Source organism: Yoonia sp., from assembly GCF_036007805.1.
Lineage (GTDB): Bacteria > Pseudomonadota > Alphaproteobacteria > Rhodobacterales > Rhodobacteraceae > Yoonia.
In genome coordinates, this window is sequence record NZ_DASYOK010000383.1 from 1 (window position 1) to 1,747 (window position 1,747).

At 60.0% G+C, this 1,747-nt stretch carries 2 protein-coding genes and 1 pseudogene; all 3 read right to left on the reverse strand.

The annotated features are described in order from the left end of the window. A pseudogene (locus VGP75_RS20320) lies at nt 1–167 on the reverse strand (ornithine carbamoyltransferase); the annotation flags it as partial. A gap of 38 nt (nt 168–205) precedes the next feature. Next, complete coding sequence (locus tag VGP75_RS20325; RefSeq protein WP_327545376.1) at nt 206–688, reverse strand: GNAT family N-acetyltransferase; 483 nt, start codon at nt 686–688, stop codon at nt 206–208. Continuing rightward, nucleotides 681–1,747: aspartate aminotransferase family protein (locus VGP75_RS20330; protein WP_327545377.1), on the reverse strand; the 1,067-nt coding region annotated here is incomplete at its 5' end. The genes VGP75_RS20330 and VGP75_RS20325, both read right to left, overlap by 8 nt.

The window sequence follows — 1,747 nt, forward strand, 5'->3', positions numbered from 1 at the left end:
GAGGGCTTTTCAAAGATCAGCGCCACCATATGCCCCGCGAGCGGCTGTTCGGCGTCCGGCGTGCCTTTGGGCAGACCGGCGCGGGCGGTTTTCATCGCTTTGGCATTGTCGATGATGTTGCGCAGCGCATCGGTGGGGGTCGTATGGATATCAAGAAAATGGGTCATGGGTTTCGCTTTTGTTGGGCCGTTTCCGACCAGTCAGTTCAGAGATGGGTCATGACCTGGACAAGGCGCCCTTCGCCTGTCGTGGCCAGTCGTCGTTTCATAAAGCCCGCCTGTCTGTAGATCGACAGGGCGTGGGTGTCGGTTGTGCCGGGGCCGACGGCGACCATCGGGTACTTCAGGCGCAGGTTGCGCACATGGGCATCAATATAGCCGACCGAATGGCCCAACCCCATGAAATCGCTGTCGCCCACGAAGGTGGCCATGACCCGCGCGCCAAAAGGCAGGTCCGCATATTGCGGCATCGCAAAGGCGCGGGCGTCATGATCGTGGATATAGGCAAAGGGGTGGTTGATCAGGCTCACCACCCGCATGTCGATCGCGGCACTGTCCATGTCTTTTTCCATCAGCGCAATTTGCTTGTCCGCATCGGGCCACCAGACTTTGACGTGCGCCGTCTGTAACCAGCGGCGCATCAAAGGCAGGTCTGCCTCGGTCAGGGGGCGGAACGTGTAATTACGCATTGGCCTCCTTTACATGGGATGCCGCGGCATCAAGTTTGTCCATCGCCAGCGCGATATCGTCGTCGGTGATATTCAGCGCGGGCAGAAGACGCACGACATTGTCCGCTGCAGGCACCGTCAGTACGCCTTGGGCAAAACCTGCCGTGACGACATCGCTGTTTACGGCCTTGCATTTCAGGCCCAGCATCAGGCCCGATCCGCGCACCGCTTCAAACACATCGGGATGTGCCGCCACCAGCCCTTCGAGCTTTTGGCGCATCATGCCCGCCTTGCGGTTGACCTCGGCCAGAAACGCATCGTCACCGATGATCTCCATCACTTTGGCGCCCACAGCACAGGCCAGAGGGTTGCCGCCATAGGTGGACCCATGCGTGCCTGCCGTCATGCCAGAGGCCGCGTTTTCCGTGGCCAGCACAGCGCCCAGCGGGAAACCCCCGCCGATCCCCTTGGCGACCATCATGATATCAGGGGTGATCCCCGCCCATTCATGGGCAAAAAGCTTACCTGTCCGGCCCATGCCGCACTGCACTTCGTCAAGGATCATCAGGATACCGTGTTGGTCGCACAGATCGCGCAGCCCCTTCAGGCAGACATCGGGCAAGGGCCGGATACCGCCTTCGCCCTGCACAGGCTCGACAAGGATCGCTGCGATTTTGTCCGAAACGGCGGCTTGCAAGGCATCGTGGTCACCAAATTCCAGATGGGTGAAACCGGGCAACAACGGGCCAAAGCCCTTTGTCATCTTCTCGGATCCCGCAGCCGCAATCCCAGCACTGGAGCGGCCATGAAATGAACCCGAAAAGGTGATGATCTCGGTCCGCTCGGACTGGCCTTTGTCGTACCAGTATTTGCGGGCCATTTTGACGGCCAGTTCGCAGGCTTCGGTGCCGGAATTGGTGAAAAACACCGTATCGGCAAAGGTCTGCGCCACCAGCGCATCGGCCAGCTGTTGCTGTGCGGGAATATTATACAGGTTCGAGACATGCCACAGCGCCTGTGCCTGTTCTGTCAGCGCCGCGACCAGAGCAGGGTTGGCATGGCCCAGCGCATTCACCGCAA

Coding starts and splice junctions, on each gene's coding strand:
- VGP75_RS20325 (WP_327545376.1), bottom strand. CDS start 688: ATGCGTAATTACACGTTCCGCCCCCTGACCGAGGCAGACCTGCCTTTG.